This window comes from Streptomyces sp. NPDC006384 (genome assembly GCF_042870695.1).
GTDB lineage: Bacteria > Actinomycetota > Actinomycetes > Streptomycetales > Streptomycetaceae > Streptomyces.
Genome location: NZ_JBIAHR010000004.1, coordinates 65,858 through 87,205, shown reverse-complemented (window position 1 = coordinate 87,205; position 21,348 = coordinate 65,858). Strand labels below are relative to the sequence as shown.

The 21,348-nt window shown below is 69.7% G+C and carries 14 protein-coding genes, 1 tRNA gene and 1 pseudogene; 8 read left to right on the top strand and 8 right to left on the bottom strand.

The window, feature by feature from the left end; translation table 11 throughout:
• Nucleotides 1-374 precede the first annotated feature (374 nt).
• On the top strand, nt 375-4,913 hold the full coding sequence (gene gltB, locus ACFYOJ_RS06370; RefSeq protein WP_356552221.1) for a glutamate synthase large subunit: 4,539 nt from the start codon (nt 375-377) through the stop codon (nt 4,911-4,913).
• A complete protein-coding gene (locus ACFYOJ_RS06365) occupies nt 4,906-6,369 on the top strand; it encodes a glutamate synthase subunit beta (protein ID WP_356552025.1) in 1,464 nt (487 codons plus the stop codon). The genes gltB and ACFYOJ_RS06365 overlap by 8 nt, the downstream gene beginning before the upstream one ends.
• Before the next feature lie 97 nt (nt 6,370-6,466).
• Here the strand turns inward: ACFYOJ_RS06365 and ACFYOJ_RS06360 are convergent, their stop codons facing one another.
• Nucleotides 6,467-7,369, bottom strand: a complete 903-nt coding sequence (locus ACFYOJ_RS06360) for a chitosanase (RefSeq protein WP_356552024.1) — start codon at nt 7,367-7,369, stop codon at nt 6,467-6,469.
• A gap of 374 nt (nt 7,370-7,743) precedes the next feature.
• Entirely contained in the window at nt 7,744-8,637 is an 894-nt protein-coding gene (locus ACFYOJ_RS06355; RefSeq protein WP_356552023.1) for a hypothetical protein, read from the bottom strand.
• Nucleotides 8,638-8,774: 137 nt separating this feature from the next.
• On the opposite strand from ACFYOJ_RS06355, the gene ACFYOJ_RS06350 reads away from it, so the two are divergent.
• The 4 genes from ACFYOJ_RS06350 (at nt 8,775) to pyk (ending at nt 15,019) form a co-directional block, all read left to right on the top strand.
• A complete protein-coding gene (locus ACFYOJ_RS06350) occupies nt 8,775-9,113 on the top strand; it encodes a chorismate mutase (protein ID WP_356552022.1) in 339 nt (112 codons plus the stop codon).
• 174 nt (nt 9,114-9,287) lie between these two features.
• Nucleotides 9,288-11,888: an aminopeptidase N gene (gene pepN / locus ACFYOJ_RS06345; RefSeq protein ID WP_356552020.1), complete on the top strand. Its 2,601-nt coding sequence runs from the start codon at nt 9,288-9,290 to the stop codon at nt 11,886-11,888.
• A 152-nt stretch (nt 11,889-12,040) separates the two neighbouring features.
• On the top strand, nt 12,041-13,429 hold the full coding sequence (locus ACFYOJ_RS06340) for a SidA/IucD/PvdA family monooxygenase (RefSeq protein ID WP_356552018.1): 1,389 nt from the start codon (nt 12,041-12,043) through the stop codon (nt 13,427-13,429).
• A gap of 153 nt (nt 13,430-13,582) precedes the next feature.
• Nucleotides 13,583-15,019 carry a pyruvate kinase gene (pyk, locus tag ACFYOJ_RS06335; RefSeq protein ID WP_356552016.1) on the top strand — a complete coding sequence of 479 codons (1,437 nt, stop codon included), beginning with the start codon at nt 13,583-13,585 and terminating at the stop codon, nt 15,017-15,019.
• An 8-nt stretch (nt 15,020-15,027) separates the two neighbouring features.
• Here pyk and ACFYOJ_RS06330 read toward each other — a convergent pair.
• Both ACFYOJ_RS06330 and ACFYOJ_RS06325 read right to left on the bottom strand, forming a co-directional pair.
• Nucleotides 15,028-15,449, bottom strand: a pseudogene (locus ACFYOJ_RS06330) (hypothetical protein).
• 88 nt (nt 15,450-15,537) lie between these two features.
• Nucleotides 15,538-15,620: transfer RNA gene (locus tag ACFYOJ_RS06325), tRNA-Leu, on the bottom strand.
• Between the two features lie 98 nt (nt 15,621-15,718).
• Between ACFYOJ_RS06325 and ACFYOJ_RS06320 the strand changes: the two genes are divergently transcribed.
• Together ACFYOJ_RS06320 and ACFYOJ_RS06315 are read left to right on the top strand one after the other, a co-directional pair.
• Nucleotides 15,719-16,375: a response regulator gene (locus ACFYOJ_RS06320; protein WP_356552014.1), complete on the top strand. Its 657-nt coding sequence runs from the start codon at nt 15,719-15,721 to the stop codon at nt 16,373-16,375.
• A gap of 83 nt (nt 16,376-16,458) precedes the next feature.
• Entirely contained in the window at nt 16,459-16,839 is a 381-nt protein-coding gene (locus tag ACFYOJ_RS06315; protein WP_356552012.1) for a hypothetical protein, read from the top strand.
• A gap of 31 nt (nt 16,840-16,870) precedes the next feature.
• Here ACFYOJ_RS06315 and ACFYOJ_RS06310 read toward each other — a convergent pair whose 3' ends face one another.
• Genes ACFYOJ_RS06310 through ACFYOJ_RS06295 form a run of 4 tightly spaced genes read right to left on the bottom strand, consistent with a single transcriptional unit; the run spans nt 16,871 to nt 21,266 of the window.
• A complete protein-coding gene (locus tag ACFYOJ_RS06310) occupies nt 16,871-17,587 on the bottom strand; it encodes an ABC transporter ATP-binding protein (protein ID WP_356552011.1) in 717 nt (238 codons plus the stop codon).
• Nucleotides 17,584-18,498 (bottom strand): ABC transporter ATP-binding protein, encoded by a 915-nt coding sequence (locus ACFYOJ_RS06305; RefSeq protein ID WP_356552009.1) that lies wholly within the window; start codon nt 18,496-18,498, stop codon nt 17,584-17,586. Before ACFYOJ_RS06305 ends, ACFYOJ_RS06310 begins: the two co-directional genes overlap by 4 nt.
• Nucleotides 18,499-18,501: 3 nt before the next feature.
• Nucleotides 18,502-20,328, bottom strand: coding sequence for a branched-chain amino acid ABC transporter permease (locus ACFYOJ_RS06300; RefSeq protein WP_356552007.1), 1,827 nt, complete (start codon nt 20,326-20,328; stop codon nt 18,502-18,504).
• A gap of 5 nt (nt 20,329-20,333) precedes the next feature.
• Nucleotides 20,334-21,266, bottom strand: coding sequence for a branched-chain amino acid ABC transporter permease (locus ACFYOJ_RS06295; protein WP_356552005.1), 933 nt, complete (start codon nt 21,264-21,266; stop codon nt 20,334-20,336).
• Between the last annotated feature and the right edge of the window lie 82 nt (nt 21,267-21,348).

Here is a 21,348-nt window from a genome sequence, read left to right as displayed (position 1 = left end):
TTTCGAGCGCGTGACCACCGGGCATGAGCCGTAAGCGCTGTGGGCAACGACGCCCGCGGCGCGCCCGGAGCGGGCGAAGAAGCCCCTCCGCCCCCGGACCGACGGACATCGATCTGTCCGCCCGGTCCCCCACAGCCTCCGCCGCAGGACGCGGCGTCCCCGCCGCGACCGTCCGGCGTCCGCATGCTGGAACGGAAAATCCCGCTTCCCGAGAACCGCTCCATCATGTAACCTGCATCAACTTTTGCACTCACGCAGAGGGCCAACGTCGTCCCTCGGTACTTGCCACATACCACCTGACGACGACGGGAGAGCCGATGCGTACGCCGCGCCAGCCGTCCCAGCACTCCGTGAACGGCCACAACCGGTCCTTCATGGATGCTCGCCCTGCTGCGCAGGGTATGTACGACCCCCGCAACGAGCACGACGCCTGCGGCGTCGGCTTCGTCGCCGCCCTCACGGGCGAGGCGTCCCACACCCTGGTCGACCAGGCCCTCACCGTGCTCCGCAACCTGGAACACCGCGGGGCCACCGGCTCCGAGCCCGACTCGGGCGACGGCGCCGGCATCCTCTCCCAGGTGCCCGACGCCTTCTTCCGCGAGGTGGCCGGATGCGAACTGCCCGAGGCCGGGGCGTACGCCGTCGGCATCGCCTTCCTGCCGGTCGACGGCACCGAGGACGCCGTCTCACGCATCGAGACGATCGCCGCCGAGGAGAGCCTCACCGTCCTCGGCTGGCGCGAGGTCCCGGTCGCCCCGCAGCTGCTCGGCGCCACCGCCCGCTCCACCATGCCGGTCTTCCGCCAGATCTTCGTGACCGACAACGCCTCGCGGGGCATCGACCTCGACCGCCGCGCCTTCGTGCTGCGCAAGCGTGCCGAGCGCGAGGCGGGCGTCTACTTCCCGTCGCTGTCCGCGCGCACCATCGTCTACAAGGGCATGCTGACCACCGGCCAGCTCGAACCCTTCTTCCCGGACCTGTCCGACCGCCGCTTCGCCTCCGCGATCGCGCTCGTGCACTCCCGGTTCTCCACCAACACCTTCCCGAGCTGGCCGCTCGCCCACCCGTACCGCTTCGTCGCCCACAACGGCGAGATCAACACGGTCAAGGGCAACCGCAACTGGATGGCCGCCCGCGAGTCCCAGCTCGCCTCCGACCTCTTCGGCGACCAGGAGCGGATCGACCGGCTCTTCCCGATCTGCACGCCCGACGCCTCCGACTCCGCCTCCTTCGACGAGGTCCTGGAGCTGCTGCACCTGGGCGGGCGCTCGCTGCCGCACTCCGTGCTGATGATGATCCCCGAGGCGTGGGAGAACCACGGCTCCATGGACCCGGCCCGGCGCGCCTTCTACCAGTTCCACTCCACGATGATGGAGCCCTGGGACGGCCCCGCCTGCGTCACCTTCACCGACGGCACCCAGGTCGGCGCCGTCCTCGACCGCAACGGCCTGCGCCCCGGCCGCTACTGGGTCACCGACGACGGCCTCGTCGTCCTCGGCTCCGAGGTCGGCGTCCTCGACATCGACCCGGCGAAGGTCGTCCGCAAGGGCCGCCTGCAGCCCGGCCGGATGTTCCTCGTGGACACCGCCGAGCACCGCATCATCGAGGACGACGAGATCAAGGCCGAACTCGCGGCCCAGAAGCCGTACGCCGAATGGCTCGAGGCCGGCGAGATCGAGCTGTCCGACCTGCCCGAGCGCGAGCACATCGTGCACACCCACGCCTCGGTCACCCGCCGCCAGCAGACCTTCGGCTACACCGAGGAGGAGCTGCGCGTCATCCTCGCGCCGATGGCCAAGTCCGGCGCCGAGCCCATCGGCTCCATGGGCACCGACTCGCCCATCGCCGCGCTCTCCGAGCGGCCCCGGCTGCTCTTCGACTACTTCACCCAGCTCTTCGCCCAGGTCACCAACCCGCCGCTGGACGCGATCCGCGAGGAACTGGTCACCTCCCTGCGCTCCTCGCTGGGCCCCCAGGGCAACCTGCTGGACCCGAGCGCCGCCTCCTGCCGCAGCGTCCTGCTGCCCTTCCCGGTCATCGACAACGACGAGCTGGCCAAGCTCATCCACATCAACGCCGACGGCGACATGCCCGGCTTCAAGGCCGCCACCCTCTCCGGCCTCTACCGGGTCCACGGCGGCGGCGACGCGCTCGCCGCGCGCATCGAGGAGATCTGCGCCGAGACCGACGCCGCCATCGAGAACGGCGCCCGGCTGATCGTCCTCTCCGACCGGCACTCGGACGCCGAGCACGCGCCGATCCCGTCGCTGCTGCTCACCGCGGCCGTCCACCACCACCTCATCCGCACCAAGCAGCGCACCCAGGTGGGCCTGCTGGTCGAGGCCGGCGACGTCCGCGAGGTCCACCACGTCGCCCTGCTCATCGGCTACGGCGCCGCCGCCGTCAACCCGTACCTGGCCATGGAGTCCGTCGAGGACCTGGTCCGCGCGGGCACCTTCCTGCCCGGCATCGAGCCCGAGAAGGCCATCCGCAACCTGATCCACGCCCTCGGCAAGGGCGTCCTGAAGGTCATGTCCAAGATGGGCATCTCCACCGTCGCCTCCTACCGCGGCGCCCAGGTCTTCGAGGCCGTCGGCCTCGACGAGGACTTCGTCGCCACGTACTTCAACGGCACCGCCACCAAGATCGGCGGCGTCGGCATCGACGTGATCGCGGAGGAGGTCGCCGCCCGCCACGCCAAGGCCTACCCGGCCAGCGGCATCGCGCCCGCGCACCGCGCGCTGGAGATCGGCGGCGAGTACCAGTGGCGCCGCGAGGGCGAACCGCACCTGTTCGACCCCGAGACGGTCTTCCGCCTCCAGCACTCCACCCGCGCCGGCAGGTACGACGTCTTCAAGAAGTACACCGAGCGCGTCAACGAGCAGTCCGAGCGGCTGATGACGCTGCGCGGCCTGTTCGGCTTCAAGAGCGACCGGCAGCCGGTCCCGATCGACGAGGTCGAGCCCGTCTCCGAGATCGTCAAGCGCTTCTCCACCGGCGCCATGTCGTACGGCTCCATCTCCCAGGAGGCGCACGAGACCCTCGCCATCGCCATGAACCAGCTGGGCGGCAAGTCCAACACCGGTGAGGGCGGCGAGGACCCGGAGCGCCTGTACGACCCGGCCCGCCGGTCGTCGATCAAGCAGGTGGCGTCGGGCCGCTTCGGCGTGACCTCCGAGTACCTGGTCAACGCGGACGACATCCAGATCAAGATGGCCCAGGGCGCCAAGCCCGGTGAGGGCGGCCAGCTCCCCGGCCACAAGGTCTACCCCTGGGTGGCGAAGACCCGGCACTCGACGCCGGGCGTGGGACTCATCTCCCCGCCGCCGCACCACGACATCTACTCCATCGAGGACCTCGCCCAGCTCATCCACGACCTGAAGAACGCCAACCCCCAGGCGCGGATCCACGTCAAACTGGTCTCCGAGGTCGGCGTCGGCACCGTCGCGGCGGGCGTCTCCAAGGCCCACGCGGACGTCGTCCTCATCTCCGGCCACGACGGCGGCACGGGCGCCTCCCCGCTCACGTCGCTCAAGCACGCCGGCGGCCCCTGGGAGCTCGGCCTCGCCGAGACCCAGCAGACCCTGCTGCTCAACGGACTGCGCGACCGCATCGTCGTCCAGACCGACGGCCAGCTCAAGACCGGCCGCGACGTCGTCATCGCCGCACTGCTCGGCGCCGAGGAGTTCGGCTTCGCGACCGCGCCGCTCGTCGTCTCCGGCTGCGTCATGATGCGCGTCTGCCACCTGGACACCTGCCCCGTCGGCATCGCCACCCAGAATCCGGTGCTGCGCGAGAGGTTCTCCGGCAAGGCCGAGTACCTCGTCAACTTCTTCACGTTCATCGCCGAGGAGGTCCGCGAGATCCTCGCCGAGCTGGGCTTCCGCTCCATCGAGGAGGCCGTCGGCCACGCCGAGGCCCTCGACGTCACCCGCGCCGTGAACCACTGGAAGGCCCAGGGCCTCGACCTCGCCCCCCTCTTCCACGTGCCCGAGCTGCCCGAGGGCGCCGTGCGCCACCAGGTGACCGTCCAGGACCACGGCCTGGAGAAGGCCCTCGACAACCAGCTGATCAAGCTCGCGGCGGACGCACTGGCCGCCACGGACGCCACCGACGCCGCGCCGGTGCGCGCCCAGGTCGCCATCCGCAACATCAACCGCACCGTCGGCACCATGCTCGGCCACGAGGTCACCAAGAAGTTCGGCGGCGCGGGCCTGCCCGACGACACCATCGACATCACCTTCACCGGCTCCGCCGGCCAGTCCTTCGGCGCCTTCGTCCCCCGCGGCGTCACCCTGCGCCTGGAGGGCGACGCCAACGACTACGTCGGCAAGGGCCTGTCCGGCGGCCGGATCGTCGTCCGCCCCGACCGGGGCGCCGACCACCTCGCCGAGTACAGCGTCATCGCCGGCAACACCATCGGCTACGGCGCCACCGGCGGCGAGATGTTCCTGCGCGGCAAGGTCGGCGAACGCTTCTGCGTCCGCAACTCCGGCGCGCTCGTCGTCTCCGAGGGCGTCGGCGACCACGGCTGCGAGTACATGACCGGCGGCCACGCCGTCGTCCTCGGCGAGACCGGCCGCAACTTCGCGGCCGGCATGTCCGGCGGCATCGCCTACGTCATCGACCTCGACCGGGACAACGTCAACGCCGGCAACCTCGACGCCGTCGAGACCCCGGACGACGCCGACAAGGCGTGGCTGCACGACGTGGTGCGCCGCCACGCCGAGGAGACCGGCTCCACGGTCGCCGAGAAGCTGCTCGCCGACTGGCCGGCCGCCGCGGAACGCTTCAGCAAGATCATCCCCCGTACGTACAAGGCAGTGCTCGCCGCCAAGGACGCCGCCGAGCGAGCCGGTCTCCCCGAGACCGAGATCACCGAGAAGATGATGGAGGCGGCGACCAATGGCTGATCCCAAGGGCTTCCTGAACCACGGCCGCGAGGTCGCCCAGACCCGGCCCGTCGAGGAGCGCGTCAAGGACTGGAACGAGGTCTACGTCCCCGGCTCCCTGCTGCCGATCATCAGCAAGCAGGCCGGCCGGTGCATGGACTGCGGCATCCCCTTCTGCCACAACGGCTGCCCCCTCGGCAACCTGATCCCCGAGTGGAACGACTACGCCTACCGCGAGGACTGGCGGGCCGCGCAGGAACGCCTGCACGCCACCAACAACTTCCCGGAGTTCACCGGCCGCCTGTGCCCGGCCCCCTGCGAGTCGGCGTGCGTGCTCGGCATCAACCAGCCGCCGGTCACCATCAAGAACGTCGAGGTCTCCATCATCGACAAGGCGTGGGAGACCGGGGACGTCGCCCCGCAGATCCCCGAGCGCCTGTCCGGCAAGACCGTCGCCGTCGTCGGCTCCGGCCCCGCCGGCCTCGCCGCCGCCCAGCAGCTCACCCGGGCCGGCCACACCGTCGCCGTCTACGAGCGCGCCGACCGCATCGGCGGCCTCCTGCGGTACGGCATCCCCGAGTTCAAGATGGAGAAGCGGCACATCAACCGCCGCATCGAGCAGATGCGCGCCGAGGGCACCCGCTTCCGCACCGGCGTCGAGATCGGCCGCGACATCAAGGCCGGCGACCTGAAGAAGCGGTACGACGCGATCGTGCTGGCCGTCGGCGCCACCACCGCCCGCGACCTGCCGGTCCCCGGCCGGGAACTCAAGGGCATCCACCAGGCCATGGAGTACCTGCCCCTGGCCAACAAGGTCCAGGAAGGCGACTACGTCACCCCGCCGATCACGGCCGAGGGCAAGCACGTCGTCGTCATCGGCGGCGGCGACACCGGCGCCGACTGCGTGGGCACCGCCCACCGCCAGGGCGCCGCCTCCGTCACCCAGCTGGAGATCATGCCCCGCCCGAACGACGAGCGGGACCCGGTCTCCCAGCCCTGGCCGACCTTCCCCATGCTCTACAAGGTCACCAGCGCCCACGAGGAGGGCGGCGAGCGGGTCTACTCCGTCTCCACCACCCACTTCGAGGGCGACGAGGACGGCAACGTCCAGTGGCTCCACATGACCGAGGTCGAGTTCACCGACGGCAGGCTCACCCCCAGGCCGGGCACCGAACGCAAGATCCCCGCCCAGCTGGTCACCCTCGCCATGGGCTTCACCGGCACCGACCGCGAGAACGGCCTCGTCGACCAGTTCGGCCTCGAACTCGACGAACGGGGTAACATCGCCCGGGACGCCGACTTCCAGACCAACGTGCCGGGTGTCTTCGTCGCCGGTGACGCCGGCCGCGGCCAGTCGCTCATCGTCTGGGCGATCGCCGAAGGCCGCTCCGCCGCCCGCGGCGCGGACCGCCACCTGACCGGAGCCAGCGACCTGCCGGCCCCGATCCGCCCGACCGACCGCGCCCTCACGGTCTGACGAGCGGCACACAGAACGTCCCGCACAAAGGCGTGCGGAACACAGACGGCGCCTGCCCCGTCCCCGACCGGACACATGGGCAGGCGCCGTCGCATGCTCACGGCACCTTGTACGTGTCCCCGTACATCTCCCACACCAGCGGCGTCCGCAGATCCATGTTCCCGGCCTCCAGGAACCGGCGCTGGGCCGTGTCGATGCGCGAGGTGTCCATGCCCGGCCGCTTGGCCAGCATCGCCTCCCGGCGCACGTCCAGGAACGCCGACAGGAACGCCTTCTCGGCCCCGCCCTCGGCCGGCGTCCTCGCCTTCTTCATCGCCCGCTCGCGCAGGCTGTAGAAACCGTTCGCGTCACTGTCGGGACCGTGGAAGACCATCGCGTCGAAATACACGAACTGCCCCAGCGTGCCGAGCCCGTCCAGCTTGGCCAGACGCACCGCCGGCTGGAAGTAGACGCGGTCACGCTCCTCCTCCTGTGCCCTGCGGAACGCCGGGAGCCTCGCCTCCGCCTCCCAGGCGGCCGTGAAACCGGGGTCCAGACCCTCGTGGGAATCGGTGCCGTCGACCTCGCGCAGCGCCGGCAGGTACTTCGCCAGCCCGTTGCCCGGATGCTTCTCGGTGTAGCGCTCCACCAGGACGAGCAGATCATGGGTGCCGGTGCAGAAACCGATGATGCCCGCCGTGTACCCGTCCCCCTGCCCGTGGTCCTCGATACTGCCGTAGGCGCTGCGCCAGTCCGTGGTCGAGTTCTCCGCACTCGACACCAACTGCTGCGCCAGCTCCTTCTTCGCCGGGGCGGCCAGCCCCGGCGGCAGACCGGCGATCACCGCGTCGTCCGCCTCCCGCTCCCGCTCCGCCCGGTCCTTGGCGTCCGCACGGGCCGACTGGGCCGCGGCCGCCGGACCGGAGACCGGCGCGTCCGCCGAATCCGTCGGCATGATGAAGTACACCCCCGTGGCCACCACGGGGACGGCCGCGAGAAGCAGCACACCGGCACGTTTCACTGGGGAATACCTCCACCTGACAGTTCCGACACCTTGACCGCCGCCGACACCGCCAGCAGCACCACACCCACGCACACACCCGCCCGCACCAGCACCCGCCGCGGGGCGCGTACGCCACGGTCATCACCCCGCCCGCCGGCAACCGTCCCCGCGACCGCACACACTCCGGACGGGCGAAACGGGTACAGCGGACACGGCACACCACCGCCGGACGGCGACAACAGACGGTGCTGTGGACTCGGAATCCACGGCCGGCTCCTCGGGGCGGACGGACGGTGAGCCGGTGGGGACGGCGGCGAACAAAATATCGAAACATTGTGAACCCCCTGAGAGGCGGGGTCCGCACCCCACCCCCACGTACCGCACCCCCACCCCTACGTGTCACACTCCAGCACCGTCCGGCACAGCCCGCACCGCGCCCGCACCCGCCCCCGCACCGGCACCGCGATCCGCTCATGACACACCGGACACGCGAACGACACCCGCAGCAGCCCGCGCGCATCCGGCAAAAACGCGTACGGCGCACCCGACACCGCGGCCGCACGCGGATCCGACGCCGACCGCCGTTCCCGGACGTACCGACGCCGCCCCACCCACCCGGCCGCCGCCAACGGCGGCCGCCGCCCGTCCCGCCGCGCCAGCGCCAGCCCCTCGGCATACGCCAAACCGGCCTGCGGACTGGTGAACCACACCGCCGGATCCTCACCGAACAGCAGCGCCCGCTTGGCGAGCACATACCCGAACTCCTCCGGCGTCAGATACCCCAGCTTCTGGGAGGAGACCGCGTCCTCACGGAACGCGTCCAGCAGCAGCCACCCCGCACCCAGATACGCCGCCGCCGTGTCCGTGAGGATCTCGTTGTCCCGCGTCCCCGGGAACGACAGCCCCAGACGATGCAGATACACATGCATCACCTCATGGGCCAGCGCCGCCCCGATGTCCCGGCGATGCGTACGGAAACGATCGTTCAGCTCGACGAAGTACTCCGGCCCCGCCGCCAGCTCCACACTCGCCGCATGCGCCATCTCCCGGAACGACACCACCATCCGCGCATCCGGCAGACGGTAGTGACGCACCAGCTCCCGCGCCACCCGCTGCGCCCCCAGATGCAGATCCTCCGTGTCCCGGAACGCCACATCCGCCGGAGCCACACTCACCGAGAACGACCGCACCGTGTCGCACGACAGACGCCGGTACAACGCCGTCACCGCCGCCCGGACCGTCTCCAGGTGCGGAAACCCGTGCTCCACCGGCCCACCGTTCGCCACGCCCCACCCCTCAAGACGCCCGACCCTGCCCCCACTGTACGAGCCGCACCCGTCACCACGCCGCCCACGGCCACCACGCCGCCCACGGCCTGAGACGGCCTGCACCACCCGGCCCACCGCCCGTAGGGTGATCGCCCATGACCACCAGCAACACCGGCACCGAAACCACCGACCCCGCCGTCACCCAGGAACTGACCCGACTGCGGGACAGCATCGACAACATCGACGCGGCCGTCATCCACATGCTCGCCGAACGCTTCAAATGCACCCAGCAGGTCGGCCACCTCAAAGCCCGCCACCACCTGCCGCCCGCCGACCCCGCCCGCGAGGCCCAGCAGATCGCCCGGCTGCGCGCCCTCGCCGAAACCGCCCGACTCGACCCCGCCTTCGCCGAGAAATTCCTCGGCTTCATCATCGCCGAGGTCATCCACCACCACGAACGCATCGCCGAGCACACCGACAACGCAACCACCTGACCCGGAACGCCCCCTCCCCGAACGCGCCGGGCCGCAGAACCCACCCGGCCCACCCCCGAACACCCCACAACCGGCACAGCGGCCCCGGCGCACCACCACACCACCACACGGCACCGACCGGACATACACCGCGTACCGAACCGCCCCTGTGCCCCGCCCACCCCATCAGGCAGCATGTCCTGCATGTCCGTACTGACGCGCGACGAAGCGCAGACCCGTGCCCGGCTCCTCGACGTCCACCACTACACGATCGACCTCGATCTCACCGGCGACGACGACACCTTCGACTCCCGCACCGTCATCCGGTTCACCGTCCACGCCGAGACGGACACCACGGACACCTTCGTCGAGGTCAAGCCCGCCCACCTGCGCTCCGTCACCCTCGACGGACACCCCCTGGACCCGGCCGCCCTCGACGGAAACCGCCTCCCCCTCCACGGCCTCACCCCCGGCGAACACCAACTCCACGTCGACGCCGCCATGCACTACTCCCGCACCGGCGAAGGCATGCACCGCTTCACCGACCCCACCGACAACGAGACCTACGTCTACACCCAGCTCTTCCTCGACGACGTCCAACGCGTCTTCGCCGCCTTCGACCAACCCGACCTCAAAGCCGCCTTCGACCTCACCGTCACCGCCCCCCAAGGCTGGACCGTCCTCGCCAACGGCATCACCGAACACACCGGCGACGGCCACTGGAAAGCCGCCACCACCCCCCGCATCCCCACCTACCTCGTCGCCGTCGCCGCCGGCCCCTGGCACTCCGTACGCACCGAACACCGCGGCCTCCCCTTCGGCCTCCACTGCCGCCGCTCCCTCGCCCCCCACCTCGACGCCGACGCCGACGAGATCCTCGACATCACCCGCGCCTGCTTCGACCGCTACCACGAGAAATTCGACGAACCCTACCCCTTCGACTCCTACGACCAGGCCTTCGTCCCCGAATTCAACGCCGGCGCCATGGAGAACCCCGGACTCGTCACCTTCCGCGACGAATTCGTCTACCGCTCCGCCGTCACCGACACCCAGCGCCAGACCCGCGCCATGGTCATCGCCCACGAAATGGCCCACATGTGGTTCGGCGACCTCGTCACCCTCCGCTGGTGGGACGACATCTGGCTCAACGAGTCCTTCGCCGAGTACATGGGCTACCAGACCACCGCCGAAGCCACCCGCTTCACCGGCACCTGGACCGACTTCGGCATCGTCCGCAAACCCTGGGGCTACGACGCCGACCAACGCCCCTCCACCCACCCCGTCGCCCCCGAGAACGTCGAGGACACCGCCTCCGCCCTCCTCAACTTCGACGGCATCTCCTACGCCAAGGGCGCCTCCGCCCTGCGGCAACTCGTCACCTGGCTCGGCGAGAAAGACTTCCTCACCGGCATCAACACCCACTTCGCACGGCACAAGTTCGCCAACGCCACCCTCGCCGACTTCATCGACTCCCTCGCCTCCGCCACCGAACGCGACGTCCACGCCTGGGCCGACGCCTGGCTCCGCACCACCGGCGTCGACACCCTCGTACCCGAACCACGTACCGAGAACGGCACCTGGCACCTCCGCATCGCACACCGCGGCAGCACCACAACCCAGCCCGCACCCGACCCCGCCGAGCCCCGGAACGGCACGGAACACACCGACACCCCCCACCCCGAGAACGACACCCGCCCTCACCGCATCAACATCGGCCTCTACGACACCGACCCCCACGACAACCGCCGCCTCCTCCTGCGCGACCGCCTGGAAGCCGACATCCCCACCACCGGCGACCTCACCATCACCCCCACCGGCCCCGCCCCCGCACTCACCGTCCTCAACGACGGCGACCTCACCTACACCAAGATCCGCTTCGACACCGACTCCTTCCACACCCTCCGCACCAGCCTGTCCGGCCTGCCCGACCCCCTGACCCGCGCCGTCGTCTGGAACGCCCTCCGCGATGCCGTCCGCGACGGCCAACTCCCCCCCGCCGCCTACCTGGACATCGCCCGCACCCACCTCCCGCACGAAACCGACCTCGCCCTCGTCGACGGCGCCCTCACCTTCGCCACCACCCACATCGCCGACCGCTACACCACCCCCGACAAACGCCCCGCCGCCCTCACCACCATCACCGAACTCTGCCGCGACCTCATCCGCCGCACCGAGGACGGCGACCACCCCGGCCTGCGCCTCATCGCCGTACGCCACCGCATCGACACCGCCGCCCACCCCGACACCATCGCCGCCTGGCTCGCCGACGGCACCGTCCCCGGCGGCCCCGAACTCGACCCCGAACTGCGCTGGCGCATCCTCACCCGCCTCGCCGTCCTCGGGGCCACCGACGAAAGGACCATCGCCACCGAACTCGAACGCGACCCCAGCGCCACCGGCCAGGAAGGCGCCGCACGCTGCCGCGCAGCCCTCCCCGACCCCGAAGCCAAAAGCGCCGCCTGGGCCGCCATGTTCACCACCGACGACCTCTCCAACTACCTGTTCACCGCCACCGCCCAAGGTTTCTGGCAACCCGAACAGGCCGACCTCGTCGCCGACTACATCCCCCGCTACTACCCCGAAGCCGTCGCCGTCGCCACCCGCCGCGGCCCCGCCATCGCCGAAGCCACCGGCCGCTGGGCCTTCCCCGCCCACGCCGTCGACGACACCACCCTGCACCTCGGCCGGGAATGCCTCGCCACCACCGACCCCACCCCCGCCCTGCGCCGCAAACTCGTCGACCAGCTCGACGACCTCACCCGCGCCCTGCGCGTACGACGCACACAGACCGCCTGACCCCCACCCCGCACACGGCCGGCCCCCGGAACCCCCGGGGGCCGGCCGCGCATACCCCCTTTCGGGTTCTGATCGCCGGACTACCCGGGCACGGACACACCACCCCGTACACCCTGGAACCCCCGACGCCCCCACGCCCGGAGAACACCCCCATGGGCCACCACCCCCACACCCCCGAAACCCCCCACGACCTCGTCGGCATCGGCATCGGCCCCTTCAACCTCTCCCTGGCCGCCCTCGCCGACCCCCTCCCCACCCTCCACACCGTCTTCTACGACCAGAAACCCGCCTTCCACTGGCACCCCGGCCAGCTCATCGACGGCACCCGCATCCAAGTCCCCTTCCTCGCCGACCTCGTCACCCTCGCCGACCCCACCAGCCCCTGGACCTACCTCAACCACCTCAGAACCCGCGACCGCCTCTTCCCCTTCTACTTCACCGAACGCTTCCACATCGAACGCGCCGAATACGACGCCTACTGCCGCTGGGTCGCCGACCACCTCCCCACCCTCCGCTTCCACCACCAGGTCGACACCGTCCGCTGGAACCCCGACACCCACCTCTTCGAAGTCGACTACACCCACCTCGACACCGACGGAGAACCCCAGGCCCTCGGCCGCACCCACACCCGCAACATCGTCCTCGGCATCGGCACCGAACCCCACATCCCCGCCCCCCTCCAACCCCTCACCGCCGACCCCACCGCCCCCGTCATCCACTCGGCCGACTACCTCCACCACCGCGACACCCTCCTCACCGCCGGACACGTCACCGTCATCGGCACCGGCCAGTCCGGCGCCGAGATCTTCCTCGACCTGCTCCGCCACCGCCCCGCCGGCCACGAACGCCTCCACTGGATCGGCCGCACCGAGGCCTTCGCCCCCATGGAGTACTCCAAACTCGGCCTCGAACACTTCACCCCCGACCACACCCGCTACTTCCACGCCCTCCCCGAACCCGTCCGCGACCGCCTCGTCGCCGCCCAATGGCAACTCCACAAAGGCATCGACGCCGACACCAGCGCCGCCATCCACGACGAGCTCTACCGCCGCACCCTCCACGGCTGGCCCGACACCGTCCTCACCCCCGCCGTCCGCGTCCGCACCGCCGGACGCATCGCCGGCACCCGGATCGAACTCCACCTCGAACACACCCGGCAGAACACCCGCACCCGCCTCACCACCGACGCCGTCGTCCTCGCCACCGGCTACCGCGAACGCCCCCTCGACCACCTCCTCGCCCCCCTCCACCCCCACCTGCACCGCGACAACCGCGACCGCCCCCACGTCGACGAACACTTCCGCCTCCGCCTCGACCCCACCATCACCGGCTCCGTCTACGTCCAGAACGCCGAGACCCACACCCACGGCGTCGGCGCACCCGACCTCGGCCTCGCCGCCTGGCGCAGCGCCACCATCCTCAACGACCTCACCGGACGAAACCCCTACCCCCTGCCCGCCCGCACCGCCTTCACCACCTTCGGCCTCACCCCCGCCAAGCCTCCCGCCGCACGACGGCACACCACCGGACAACACGCATAGGACCCGCCCCGGCACGCTCATCAGAGCACCCCGACGCACCACGGAGCACCCCGGAACGCGCGTCAACACCCGTCAACCACCCTTCACCCAAAGGTTGTTGAGACGCCACGCGAGCCCAATTCGCTACCGATCGGTAAGTCATAGGCTCGAACCATGCGCCGAGCAAAGATCGTCTGCACCCTTGGACCCGCCACCGACTCCTACGACCGGATCAAAGGCCTGGTCGACGCCGGAATGGACATCGCCCGCTTCAACTTCAGCCACGGCACCCACACCGAACACGAAGAGCGATACCACCGCGTCCGCAAAGCCTCCGACGAAACCGGCCACAGCGTCGGCACCCTCGCCGACCTCCAAGGCCCCAAGATCAGACTCGGCCACTTCACCGAAGGCCCCGTCCTCCTCGAACGCGGCGACACCTTCACCATCACCGTCGAAGAAGGCGCCGCCGGAAACCGCCACACCTGCGGCACCACCTACGCCGGCCTCGCCACCGACGTCACCCCCGGCGAACGCATCCTCGTCGACGACGGCAGAGTCTGCCTCGAAGTCACCCACATCGACGGCCCCCGCGTCCACACCACCGTCATCGAAGGAGGCATCGTCTCCGACCACAAAGGCCTCAACCTCCCCGGCGCCGCAGTCTCCGTCCCCGCCCTCTCCAAGAAGGACGAGGACGACCTCCGCTGGGCCCTGCGCACCGGCTTCGACGTCATCGCCCTCTCCTTCGTCCGCAGCGGACGCGACATCACCGACGTCCACCGCATCATGGACGAAGAAGGCCGCCGCCTCCCCGTCATCGCCAAGATCGAAAAACCCCAGGCCGTCGAGAACATCGACGACATCGTCGCCGCCTTCGACGGCATCATGGTCGCCCGAGGCGACCTCGGCGTCGAAATGCCCCTCGAACAAGTCCCCATCGTCCAGAAGCGCGCCATCAAACTCGCCAGACGCAACGCCAAGCCGGTCATCGTCGCCACCCAGATGCTCGACTCCATGATCGACAACGCCCGCCCCACCCGCGCCGAGGCCTCCGACGTCGCCAACGCCGTCATCGACGGCACCGACGCCGTCATGCTCTCCGGCGAGACCAGCGTCGGCAAACACCCCGTCGAGACCGCCCGGACCATGGCCCGCATCATCGAAGCCGCCGAGGAAGACATCCTCGCCAAGGGCCTGCCCCCGCTCACCGAACGCAACAAACCCCGCACCCAGGGCGGCGCCGTCGCCCGCGCCGCCGCCGAGATCGGCGACTTCCTCGGCGCCAGGTTCCTCGTCGCCTTCACCCAGTCCGGCGACACCGCCCGCCGCCTCTCCCGCTACCGCTCACCCATCCCCCTGCTGGCCTTCACCCCCGAACCGGCCACCCGCTCCCAGCTCAACCTGACCTGGGGCGTCGAGACCTTCCTCGGCCCCCACGTGGACTCCACCGACGCGATGGTCGACCAGGTCGACGAACTCCTCCTGCGCTACGGCCGCTGCGAGAAGGGCGACGTGGTGATCATCACGGCCGGCTCGCCACCGGGGGTGTCCGGCACGACCAACCTGGTCAGGGTCCACCACATCGGCGAGGACGACAGCCCCAAGTAGGCCGCCCGTCAGTACTTCGGCCCGACGTGGGCGTCCATGAGGGCGACGAAGGCCTTGCGGGCGACGGAGATGCTGAAGGGATCGCTCCCGCGCGCGAGGGTCGTCCCTTCGACGCCCACCTTGCCGAGAGCGTCGGTGAAGAGCTTCCGGATGTCGTCGGACTTGTTGCTGAAGAAGTGACGCGGGTATTCATAGCGCTTGCGCACCCCACCGACGGTCTTCGTGGTCCAGTTGGTGATGCGGCAACCGTCGGAATCGACAGATGATGCCGGCCGGACTTCGAGACGATGCGGCCGTCGCCCGGGTGGAGGCCGAGCAAGCAGAAGTACGCGACCTTGTCGAACTCGCGGCCCGTGCACCGGGGACAGTCGGTCGGTTGCTCGTATGCGACGCCGCGTGCCTTGCGGTCCTCGCTGCGCCACCGGCCCACGGTTCCTCGCGGGACGTTGAGGCACCGACTGCGGCCTTGTGCAGCAAAAAGCGGAGGCTCACAAGAACGTGAACCTCCGCTTCAGAGGTGCCGGGTGCGGGATTCGAACCCGCACGCCCTTTCAGGCAATCGCTTTTGAGGCGATCATGTCTACCCTTCCATCAACCCGGCCACAAGGCTGATCGGAGTGTACCGGTTCCTTGTGTGCAGCCGCAGCTAGGTACCCTGCTGGAAGCAGTACCGCCTGCCCCGGAACAAGGAGCGCCCACGTGACCGCCCCCGAGTCGCCCCAGCCCGCTGACGTGCCCGAAGACGAGAAGTCGCACGTTCCTCCGCTGACGACCCGTGTCGTCATCGCCGAGGACGAGGCGCTCATCCGGCTGGATCTCAAAGAGATGCTGGAGGAGGAGGGGTACTCCGTCGTCGGCGAGGCCGGTGACGGGGAGCAGGCCGTGGAGCTGGCGCGGGAGCACAGGCCCGACCTCGTGATCCTCGATGTGAAGATGCCGAAGCTGGACGGCATCTCCGCGGCGGAGAAGATCGCGGCGGAGAGCATCGCGCCGGTGCTGATGCTGACGGCGTTCTCGCAGCGTGACCTGGTGGAGCGGGCGCGGGACGCCGGTGCGATGGCGTATCTGGTGAAGCCGTTCAGCAAGAGTGACGTCGTCCCGGCGATCGAGATGGCCGTCTCGCGGTTCACGGAGCTGAAGGCGCTGGAGAAGGAGGTCGCTGATCTCTCGCAGCGGCTGGAGACGCGGAAGCTGGTGGACAGGGCGAAGTCGGTGCTGCAGACGCAGTACGGGCTGACGGAGCCGGCGGCGTTCCGGTGGATCCAGAAGACGTCGATGGACCGGCGGATGTCGATGCAGCAGGTGGCGGAGGCGGTGCTTCAGGACGCCGAGGAGAAGAAGGCGTCGAAGGGCTGACGCCCGGGTTGTTCGGTGAGGCCCGTGTTCCCTGTGCGGCAGGGGGCGCGGGCCTTGTCGTCCTGTCGGGAGGGTTGGGGATCATGACGTCGGGTGGTGTGCCGGACGGTGCCGGCCTGGTTGCTGCGGGCCGGGAGCTGGGTCGGGTCCTGGATGCGGCCGGTGCGGAGAGCGGGGAGGTGCGGGACGCCGTACGGGTGTTCGTGGAGGCGGTCACCTTCGCGGGTGCCGGTGATCTCAGGGGGATGCTGCGTGCGGTCCTCGCCGAGGACTGGTCGGCGTTGCCGCCGTGGGCTCGTGCCCTCGCCTACCGTCTCGCCTGTCTCCAGTGTCCGGGGGATCCGGAGTTGTTGCGCGAGGCCGCCGCGGACCTGCGGTGTTTCGGTCCCGACTGGGACGCGGAGGCGGAGGATCTGGTGCGGCGTGCGGTGGATCTGGAACGGCAGGGGCCGCCGTCCGGGTGAGACGGCGGCCCTTGTGGGTGGTGTTTTCGGTTCAGTCCTCGCCGAGGTACGCCTTGCGGACGGATTCGTCGTGGAGGAGTTTCTGTCCGGTGCCGGACAGGACGATGTTGCCGGTTTCCATGACGTGGCCGTGGTCGGCGAGGGAGAGGGCGGCCTGGGCGTTCTGCTCGACGAGCAGGATGGTGGTGCCCTGGGATTTGAGTTCGGCGATCGTGGCCATGATCTTCTGCATCATGATCGGCGAGAGGCCCATGGAGGGTTCGTCGAGCATGAGGAGTTTGGGCTGGGACATGAGGGCGCGGCCCATGGCGAGCATCTGCTGTTCGCCGCCGGAGAGGGTGCCGGCAGCCTGCTTGCGGCGTTCCCCGAGGATGGGGAAGAGGTCGTAGGCGCGCTGGATGTCCTTCTCGATGCCCGCCTTGTCGTTGCGGAGGAAGGCGCCGAGGCGGAGGTTGTCCTCGATGGTCATGCGGGGGAAGATGTGCCGGCCTTCGGGGGAGTGGGCGAGGCCGAGGGAGACGATCTGGTGGGCGGGGGTCTTCTTGAGGGATCTGCCGCCGAACCTGATCTGGCCGCCGACGGGTTTGAGGAGGCCGGAGAGGGTGCGCAGGGTGGTGGTCTTGCCGGCGCCGTTGGTGCCGATGAGGGTGACGACTTCGCCGGCGTCGACTTTGAAGGTGATGCCTTTGACGGCTTCGATCTTGCCGTAGGCGACGCGGAGGTCCTCGACCTCGAGGAGTGCGGTCATCGGTCGTTCTCCTTGCCGGCCGCGGTGTTCGTGGTGGTGTCGGCCTGGGCGGCTTCGGCGGCTTCGACTTCGGCGGCTTCGGCGGCGCCGGGGTCGTTGTCGAGGGGTTCGCCGAGGTAGGCGGCGACGACGCGTTCGTCGGCCTGGACGGTGGCGCTGTCGCCTTCGACGAGTTTTTCGCCCTGGACGAGGACGGCGACGCGGTCGCAGAGGTTGAAGATGAAGCGCATGTCGTGCTCGATGACGAGGACGGCGATGCCCATGTCGCGGATGGCGAAGACGAGTTCTTCGGTGGCCCGGGTCTCCTGGGGGTTCATGCCGGCGGTGGGTTCGTCGAGGAGGAGGAGGCCGGGTTCGCTGGCGAGGGCGCGGGCGATCTCCAGTTTGCGCTGTTCGCCGTAGGGGAGGTTGCGGGCGAGGTGGTCGGCCTTGTCGGCGAGGCCGACGAATTCGAGGAGTTCGGTGGCGCGTTGGCGGGATGCGGCTTCTGCTCTGTGGAAGCCGGGGCCGCGCAGGACGGCGGACCAGAAGCCTTCTTTGGTGCGGGTGTGACGGCCGACGAGGACGTTCTCGAGGACGGTCATGTTGGCGAAGAGGCGGATGTTCTGGAAGGTGCGGGCGATGCCGGCGGCGGTGACTTTGAAGGATTTGGGGGGCAGGACTTTGTCCTTGTAGCGGACTTCGCCTTCGGTGGGGATGTAGAGGCCGGTGAGGCAGTTGAAGAAGGTGGTTTTGCCGGCGCCGTTGGGGCCGATGAGGCCGACGATCTCGCCGCTGTTGACGGTGAGGTCGACGCCGCGTACGGCGGTGAGTCCGCCGAAGCGCATGGTGACGCCGCGTGCGTCGAGGACGGGGATGCCGGGGGCGGGGGTGCCCGGGGCGGTGTCCTTGGTGGTGGTGTCGGTGGTCATGGGTCAGGCCCCTGTCTTGCTCAGGGTTGCGGGTACGTCGGCCTCTTCGTGGAATTCCAGTTTGTTGCGCCTGTTGGCGACCAGGCCTTCGGGGCGGAAGCGCATGAGCAGGACGAGGGCGATTCCGAAGGCGAAGAGCTGGTAGTCGTCGAGGAACTGGAGTTTGTTGGGGATGAGGAAGAGGAGGGCTGCGCCGATGAGGGGGCCGGCGATGGTGCCCATGCCGCCGAGGACGACCGCGGCGAGGAGGAAGGCGGAGTTGGGTGGTGTGGTGCCGGCGAAGAGGTACTGCTCGGGGGTGACGGTGTAGGTGACGTGTGCCTGGACGGTGCCGGCGAGTCCGGCGAGGGCGGCGCCGACGGCGAAGGCGATGAGTTTGACGCGGAAGCCGTTGATGCCCATGGCGAGGGCGGCGGTCTCGTCCTCGCGGATGGCGACCCAGGCGCGGCCGATGCGGGAGTCGCCGCTGCGTCGGAAGACGAGGACGACGACGGCGGTGATGAGGAGCATCAGGAGGAAGTAGTTGGCGAACCGGCCGATGGTGAAGCCGGCGATGTCGTGCTGGGTGCCGAGGTCGAAGCCGAGGATCTTGAGGTCGGGGATGGCGGAGATGCCGTTGGATCCGTTGGTGACGTCGGGGCCGGAGGTGCCGTCGAGGTTGTTGACGGTGATCCGGAAGATCTCGCCGAAGCCGAGGGTGACGATGGCGAGGTAGTCGCCGCGCAGTCGCAGGGTGGGGGCGCCGATGAGGACGCCGAAGACCAGGGAGGCGGCGGCGCCGACGAGGACGGCGGCCCAGAAGGGCAGGTGGAGGTCGAAGGGGGAGCTGGGGGAGCCGGAGACCATGGAGGCGGCGTAGGCGCCGACGCCGAGGAAGGCGACGTAGCCGAGGTCGAGGAGGCCGGCGAGGCCGACGACGATGTTCAGGCCGAGGGCGACGGTGGCGAAGATGAGGATGTAGACGCCGAGGGTGGCGTACCGGTCGTCGGACTGGGTGAAGGGGAAGCAGGCGGCCGCGATGAAGGCGCCCCAGATGGTGATGGTCTGGTGGCGGGCGGTGAGGTGGGTGGCCTGGGCGATGAGGCCGGTGCGGTGGAGGGCGGCGAAGCCGAAGCCGGCGACGATGAGGAAGCCGACGAAGAGTTCGTCGTACTCGGTGCCGATGCCGTAGGTGAAGACGAGCAGGGCGAGGGCGAGGATGCCGACGATGATGAGGATCTCGGCGTAGGAGGGCAGGGGGCGCGGGGGGCGGGGGGTGCCGGTGGCGAAGGCGGCCTTGACGGTCTGCCAGTTCTGTGAGGCGGTGTGCCGGAACTTTTCCCAGCCGGTGTCGTCGGGGTCGTGGGGGTCGGGTTCGGGGCGTGGGAAGGGGAGGGCTAGGGAGCCCAGGAGGGCGATGAGGGTGGTGGCGGCGGCGATGTAGCCGCCGGGTTCCAGGTTGACGAGGCCGCCGAGCTGGGTGCTGATGGCGATGAGGGTGTACCAGGTGGTGGCGAAGGCGGCGAGGGCGGCGAATTTGAGGGCGGCGTCGCCGCCGGCGGGTGTCAGCCAGCGGAGGCCTTTGATGCCGTAGGTGGCGAGGCCGAGGAGGGTGGTGAGGGCGCCGGCGATCAGGACGAGGACCTGGAGGCCGCCGGGGTAGCCGTAGACGGTGAGGTCGCCGGGGAAGGCTGCGGTCCAGGTCCAGGCGAGGAAGGTGGAGGCGATGGTGAGGGCGCCGCCGCCGGTGGCGAGGGCCCGTCCGATGTGCGGGGGTATGCCGATGAGGCCGGTGGTGTCGTCCGCGGTGGTGGTGCCGGTGGTCTTCGAGGCGGTGGTCTGTGTGGTCATCGGTGTCACGCCCTGTCCGCAACGCGTTCGCCGAGCAGGCCCTGTGGCCTGAACAGCAGCACGAGGATGAGGAGGATGAAGGCCCAGACGTCGGCCCAGGACTGACTGCCGAACTGGTCGAGGCCGGGGATGTCGGCGATGTAGGCGGCGGCGAGGGTTTCGGCGACGCCGAGGACGATGCCGCCGATCATGGCGCCGTAGATGTTGCCGATGCCGCCGAGGACGGCTGCGGTGAAGGCTTTCAGACCGAGGATGAAGCCCATCTTGAATTCGATCTGGCCGTACTTGAGGCCGTAGGCGACGCCTCCGACGGCGGCGAAGGCGGCGCCGAGGGCGAAGGCGATCACGATGATGCGGTCGGTGTTGACGCCCATCAGTTTGGCGGTGTCGGGGTCCTGGGCGGTGGCCTGCATGCCGCGTCCGGTGCGGGTGCGCATCACGAAGTAGGCGAGGACGGCCATGCTGACGGGGGCGGCGACGAGCAGGAAGATGTCGCCGGTCTGGATGGTGACGTTGCCGATGTGGAAGGGGCCGCCGTCGATCTGGGGGAAGGTGCGCGCGGATTTGGCGTCGGGGTACCAGGCCCACACCGCCTGCTGGAGGGCGAGGGAGAGGCCGATGGCGGTGATGAGGGGGGCGAGTCGTGGGGCGCCGCGCAGTGGCCGGTAGGCGAATCGTTCCGCTCCGACGGCGACGGTGACGGCGACGATCACGGCGCCGAGCAGCATCAGGGGCAGGGCGATCAACAGGGAGGTGCCGTCGGGCAGGATGTAGACGTAGACCGTGAGTGCGCCGAAGGCGCCGGTCATGAAGATCTCGCCGTGGGCGAAGTTGATGAGCTGGACGATGCCGTAGACCATGGTGTAGCCGATGGCGACGAGCCCGTACATGGATCCCAGTAGCAGGCCGTTGACCAGCTGCTGCGGCAGTTCGTTCACCGCATGTCCTCCGAGACTTTCAGAGCGTTCGACGGATGTGGCCGGATGCGAGTGCGCGCGGGGCGCCTGTGGAACAGCGCCC

Coding starts and splice junctions, on each gene's coding strand:
- pyk (WP_356552016.1), top strand. CDS start 13,583: ATGCGCCGAGCAAAGATCGTCTGCACCCTTGGACCCGCCACCGACTCC.
- ACFYOJ_RS06365 (WP_356552025.1), top strand. CDS start 4,906: ATGGCTGATCCCAAGGGCTTCCTGAACCACGGCCGCGAGGTCGCCCAG.
- ACFYOJ_RS06315 (WP_356552012.1), top strand. CDS start 16,459: ATGACGTCGGGTGGTGTGCCGGACGGTGCCGGCCTGGTTGCTGCGGGC.
- ACFYOJ_RS06350 (WP_356552022.1), top strand. CDS start 8,775: ATGACCACCAGCAACACCGGCACCGAAACCACCGACCCCGCCGTCACC.
- ACFYOJ_RS06305 (WP_356552009.1), bottom strand. CDS start 18,498: ATGACCACCGACACCACCACCAAGGACACCGCCCCGGGCACCCCCGCC.
- ACFYOJ_RS06310 (WP_356552011.1), bottom strand. CDS start 17,587: ATGACCGCACTCCTCGAGGTCGAGGACCTCCGCGTCGCCTACGGCAAG.
- ACFYOJ_RS06300 (WP_356552007.1), bottom strand. CDS start 20,328: ATGACCACACAGACCACCGCCTCGAAGACCACCGGCACCACCACCGCG.
- gltB (WP_356552221.1), top strand. CDS start 375: ATGGATGCTCGCCCTGCTGCGCAGGGTATGTACGACCCCCGCAACGAG.
- ACFYOJ_RS06340 (WP_356552018.1), top strand. CDS start 12,041: ATGGGCCACCACCCCCACACCCCCGAAACCCCCCACGACCTCGTCGGC.
- pepN (WP_356552020.1), top strand. CDS start 9,288: ATGTCCTGCATGTCCGTACTGACGCGCGACGAAGCGCAGACCCGTGCC.